This is a genomic window from Streptococcus sp. 2741, from assembly GCF_013276315.1.
GTDB classification, from domain to species: Bacteria; Bacillota; Bacilli; order Lactobacillales; family Streptococcaceae; genus Streptococcus; species Streptococcus pseudopneumoniae.
On sequence record NZ_VMKU01000099.1, the window covers coordinates 1 to 5,522 of the forward strand.

At 41.6% G+C, this 5,522-nt stretch carries 5 protein-coding genes and 1 pseudogene; 3 read left to right on the forward strand and 3 right to left on the reverse strand.

Annotation, left to right across the window (positions count from 1 at the left end; translation table 11 throughout):
- Nucleotides 1-143: 143 nt before the first annotated feature.
- The 3 genes from ffh to HT671_RS08970 all read right to left on the reverse strand — a co-directional run bounded on the left by ffh (nt 144) and on the right by HT671_RS08970 (nt 2,537).
- Nucleotides 144-1,715: a signal recognition particle protein gene (ffh, locus tag HT671_RS08960; protein WP_138703276.1), complete on the reverse strand. Its 1,572-nt coding sequence runs from the start codon at nt 1,713-1,715 to the stop codon at nt 144-146.
- Between the two features lie 11 nt (nt 1,716-1,726).
- Nucleotides 1,727-2,059, reverse strand: coding sequence for a putative DNA-binding protein (locus HT671_RS08965; protein ID WP_023936115.1), 333 nt, complete (start codon nt 2,057-2,059; stop codon nt 1,727-1,729).
- Between the two features lie 100 nt (nt 2,060-2,159).
- Nucleotides 2,160-2,537, reverse strand: a complete 378-nt coding sequence (locus HT671_RS08970; RefSeq protein WP_023934199.1) for a DUF1934 domain-containing protein — start codon at nt 2,535-2,537, stop codon at nt 2,160-2,162.
- Nucleotides 2,538-2,608: 71 nt separating this feature from the next.
- On the opposite strand from HT671_RS08970, the gene HT671_RS08975 reads away from it, so the two are divergent.
- The 3 genes and pseudogenes from HT671_RS08975 to HT671_RS08985 form a co-directional block, all read left to right on the forward strand.
- The gene (locus HT671_RS08975; protein ID WP_138703275.1) at nt 2,609-3,913 is read left to right on the forward strand and encodes an HD domain-containing protein; all 1,305 of its coding nucleotides are present in this window, start codon (nt 2,609-2,611) and stop codon (nt 3,911-3,913) included.
- Nucleotides 3,914-3,925: 12 nt separating this feature from the next.
- Nucleotides 3,926-4,732, forward strand: a complete 807-nt coding sequence (gene yidA, locus HT671_RS08980; RefSeq protein ID WP_000023513.1) for a sugar-phosphatase — start codon at nt 3,926-3,928, stop codon at nt 4,730-4,732.
- A 349-nt stretch (nt 4,733-5,081) separates the two neighbouring features.
- Nucleotides 5,082-5,522: pseudogene (locus HT671_RS08985) on the forward strand (transposase family protein); the annotation flags it as partial.

Here is a 5,522-nt window from a genome sequence, read left to right on the forward strand (position 1 = left end):
ACAGTGTTTTGAGCAGCTTGCGGCTAGCTTCCTAGTTTGCTATTTGATTTTCATTGAGTATTATTATTTTTTATTCTTTACAGATTCAAAATAGACCTTTATTATTTTTCTAAAAAAGGAAAGCTCTGCGGCCTTCCTTCGTCTTACTTGCGTTTCTTCTTCGCTTTCTTCATTTTGTTAGCCATACGTTTCATGGACTGTTTCATGGCAAATTCACCGATTTTACCTTTGAGTCCGCCACCAAACATTTGGCTCATATCTGGCATTCCTGCTCCTCCGAGAGCTGACAGGTCAGGCATGCCACCTTGTCCCATCATTCCTTCAAGGGCAGACATATCCATTCCTCCCATATTTGGCATATTTTTAGGAAGGTTGTTTGGATTGATCCCCATCTGCTTCATCATCTTGTTCATGTCGCCAGACATAACACCTTGCATGAGCTGTTTAGCCTGGTTAAAGTCTTTGATGAATTTATTAACTTCGACAAAAGTATTTCCAGAACCCGCAGCGATACGACGGCGACGGCTTGGATTTAACAAATCTGGGTTTTCACGTTCTTCAGGTGTCATGGAGGACACAATGGCACGTTTGCGAGCAATCTGGCGTTCATCCACCTTCATGTTTTGAAGGGCTGGATTGTTGGCCATACCTGGAATCATCTTGAGCAAGTCTTCCATCGGCCCCATATTTTGCACCTGATCCAACTGATCAATGAAATCATTGAAATCAAAGGTGTTTTCACGCATCTTCTCAGCCATTTCAAGGGCCTTTTGCTCATCGTATTCTTGAGAAGCTTTCTCAATCAAAGTGAGCATATCCCCCATGCCAAGGATACGGCTAGACATGCGGTCTGGGTGGAAGGTCTCAATGTCCGTAATCTTTTCACCTGTACCAGTGAACTTGATTGGTTTTCCGGTAATGTGACGAACAGATAGAGCAGCACCACCACGAGTATCGCCGTCAATCTTGGTAAGGATAACCCCAGTCACTTCCAACTGATCATTAAACTCACGCGCAACATTGGCTGCTTCTTGACCAATCATGGCATCAACGACGAGCAGAATTTCATTTGGTTGAGCCAGTGCTTTTACGTCACGAAGCTCGTTCATCAAAAGCTCATCAATCTGCAAACGACCCGCAGTATCAATCAAGACATAGTCGTTATGATTAGTTTGTGCTTGCTCCAAACCTTGACGTACAATATCAACAGCTGGAACCTCTGTCCCAAGAGCGAAGACAGGCACATCAATCTGTTGCCCCAAGGTTTTAAGCTGATCAATAGCCGCAGGACGGTAAATATCCGCCGCAATCATCAAAGGACGAGCATTTTCTTCTTTCTTAAGTTTGTTGGCCAATTTACCGGCAAAGGTTGTTTTACCAGCCCCCTGTAAACCAACCATCATGATGATGGTTGGAATCTTAGGTGACTTGATAATCTCAGCTGTATCAGAACCTAAAACGGCTGTCAGTTCCTCATTAACGATTTTAATAATTTGTTGCGCTGGGTTAAGGGTATCAATGACCTCATGCCCGACTGCACGCTCACGAACTTTCTTAATAAAGTCCTTTACAACAGGCAAGGCAACGTCGGCCTCGAGCAAGGCCAAGCGAATTTCTTTGGTTGCCTCTTGGACATCAGATTCAGAGATTTTTCCTTTTTTACGTAGATTTTTAAAGACGTTCTGCAAACGTTCTGTTAAACTTTCAAATGCCATTTTTCTTCCTCTTATTCTCTATTATCAATGCTTGTTAAAATTTCTATCTGCTCTTTCAGAAAGTCATCATTGGGATAGCGCTCCAAAATCTGGTCAAAAATCTGACTGCGGACAATGTAGTCAGAGTACATGTGCAATTTCATCTCATAATCTTCTAGAATCTTTTCTGTCCGCTTGATATTATCATAGACAGCCTGACGACTGACACCAAACTCCTCGGCAATCTCAGCAAGGCTGTAATCATCAGCGTAGTAGAGCTCGATATAATTCATTTGCTTATCTGTCAAAAGCGCCGCATAAAATTCAAAGAGCGCATTCATACGATTGGTTTTTTCAATTTCCATAACTTTTATTATACCAAAAATTAGCCTAATCTACCACACTAGGAAGTCAATACAAGAAGATAGCTAGCAAAATTTGAAAAAATTTGAAAAAAATAAGAGCCTAGCCCCAAGTAATTTCCAATTGATAGCTAGCAAAGGGATGTCCCTCTTGATTTTGTAGTTGATAATCTAGTTCAATCTTTTGTCTATCAACTTGATAATGGCTCGTTTGGATGATAAACTCCTGCATGCCCATAGGTGTAGGAATATAGGCTAAACTATCACTATCCTTTAAAAAGCGCATAATGGTCTTGGGATTGGAAAAACGACTCATCACCAGTTCTTGACCATGAAATTTAATAACTACTTTTTCCTTTTCCTCATTATAGAAAAGCAGGTAGCTATAATCTCCTTTTTTATGCACTTCCACGTCATAAAGCTGGTCAATCACTTCCAACTGCTCATCAAACTGAATCGTATTTCGCATCCGAATCTTCACATCAGGTCCTCTTTCTTGTCTCTTGTCCTACTATTTTACCAAAAACTCTAGCTTTTTGCTATAATGGTCATATGAACGAAAAAGTATTCCGTGACCCAGTTCACAACTACATCCATGTCAATAATCAAATCATCTATGACTTGATCAATACAAAAGAATTTCAACGTTTGCGCCGTATTAAGCAACTGGGAACTTCCAGTTATACCTTCCACGGTGGAGAACACAGTCGCTTCTCCCATTGTCTTGGAGTCTATGAGATTGCTCGTCGCATCACGGAGATTTTTGAAGAAAAATATCCTGAAGAATGGAATCCTGCCGAGTCTCTCTTGACCATGACCGCGGCCCTCCTACATGACCTTGGGCATGGTGCCTACTCCCATACTTTTGAACATCTCTTTGATACAGACCATGAAGCCATTACTCAGGAGATTATTCAAAGTCCTGAGACGGAGATCCACCAAGTCCTACTACAAGTAGCGCCCGATTTTCCAGAAAAGATAGCCAGTGTCATCGACCATACCTATCCTAACAAGCAGGTTGTGCAACTCATTTCCAGCCAAATCGATGCAGACCGCATGGACTATCTCTTGCGCGACTCCTATTTTACAGGAGCATCCTATGGAGAATTTGACCTGACTCGCATCCTCCGAGTCATTCGTCCTGTCGAAAGCGGTATTGCCTTTCAGCGCAATGGCATGCATGCCATCGAAGACTATGTCCTTAGCCGTTACCAGATGTACATGCAGGTTTATTTCCACCCCGCAACACGCGCTATGGAAGTTCTCCTACAGAATCTTCTCAAACGCGCCAAGGAACTCTATCCTGAGGACAAGGATTTCTTTGCCCGAACTTCTCCCCATTTGCTACCTTTCTTTGAAAAAAATGTGACCTTGTCTGACTATCTAGCTCTGGATGATGGTGTGATGAATACCTACTTCCAACTCTGGATGACCAGTCCTGACAAGATTCTTGCAGACCTGTCGCAACGCTTTGTCAACCGCAAGGTCTTTAAATCCATTACTTTTTCACAAGAAGACCAAGACCAATTAGCTAGCATGAGAAAATTGGTTGAGGATATCGGATTTGATCCAGACTACTATACTGCCATTCATAAGAACTTTGACCTCCCTTATGATATCTATCGTCCCGAATCTGAAAACCCACGGACACAGATTGAGATTTTACAAAAAAATGGTCAACTAGCCGAACTCTCTAGCCTGTCTCCTATCGTCCAATCCCTTGCTGGCAGTCGCCACGGAGATAATCGCTTTTATTTTCCAAAAGAAATGTTGGACCAAAACAGCATCTTTGCAAGCATTACCCAGCAATTTTTACACTTGATTGAGAACGATCATTTTACCCCAAATAAAAACTAGAAGAGGAATTTTATGAGTATTAAACTTATCGCCGTCGATATTGACGGAACCCTAGTCAACAGCCAAAAGGAAATCACTCCTGAAGTTTTTTCTGCTATCCAAGATGCCAAAGAAGCTGGTGTCAAAGTCGTGATTGCAACAGGCCGCCCTATCGCAGGCGTTGCCAAACTTCTAGACGACTTGCAGTTGAGAGACGAGGGTGACTATGTTGTGACCTTCAACGGTGCCCTTGTCCAAGAAACTGCTACAGGACATGAGATTATCAGCGAATCCTTGACCTATGAGGATTATCTAGATATGGAATTTCTCAGTCGTAAGCTCGGTGTCCACATGCACGCTATTACTAAAGACGGTATCTATACTGCCAATCGCAATATCGGAACATACACTGTGCACGAATCAACCCTCGTCAACATGCCTATCTTCTACCGCACACCTGAAGAAATGGCTGACAAGGAAATCGTCAAGTGTATGTTCATCGATGAGCCTGAGGTTCTCGATGCTGCAATTGAAAAGATACCAGCAGAATTTTACGAACGCTACTCTATCAACAAGTCTGCTCCTTTCTACCTCGAACTCCTTAAAAAGAATGTAGACAAGGGGTCAGCCATCACTCACCTAGCTGAAAAACTCGGATTGACCAAAAATCAAACCATGGCTATCGGTGACGAAGAAAATGACCGTGCCATGCTGGAAGTCGTTGGGAACCCCGTTGTCATGGAAAATGGAAATCCAGAAATCAAAAAAATCGCCAAATACATCACTAAAACAAATGACGAATCCGGTGTTGCCCATGCCATCCGAACATGGGTACTGTAAGAGGGTATGAATAGACGAAAACCGCTCAGTTGAGCGGTTTTTATAGTAAAATGAAATAGGAATAGGACAAATCAATTTCTAGTAATGTTTTAGAAGTCCAGATACACTATTCTAGTTTCAATCTACTATAGTATCTAATTACATACCCCCTGCTGGAATCGATAAATAGAAAAAACCTTATTTTAAGGCTCTTCCTATACTATTTATCAATAACCCTCTTTTAGAGTATGTCCGTAAGTTTGAATAATTTGTTGTATATCTTTATGCCTTAGTAATCTTGAAACAGCCCATATATCAACACCTTTTGATAATAGACTTCCTGCGAAACAAAATATGGTAGAATAGTTCTATGAATTATGAAGCAAGTAAACAACTAACTGATGCACGATTTAAGCTCCTGGTTGGTGTTCAGCGCACGACTTTTGAAGAGATGTTAGCTGTATTAAAAACAGCTTATCAAGGTAAACACGCAAAAGGGGGACGAAAACTCAAATTAAGCCTAGAAGACCTTCTTATGGCCACTTCAATATGTGCGAGAATATCGAACTTATGAACAAATTGCGGCTGATTTTGGTATCCACGAAAGCAACTTAACCCATCGGAGTCAATGGGTTGAAGTAACTCTTGTTCAAAGTGGTTTTACGATTTCAAGAACTCCTCTCAGTTCTGAGGACACGGTAATGATTGATGCGACGGAAGTAAAAATCAATCGCCTTAAAAAACAATTAGCGAATGATTCTGGTAAAAAGAAATGCCACGCTATGAAGGCTCAAGCGATTGTCACAAGTCA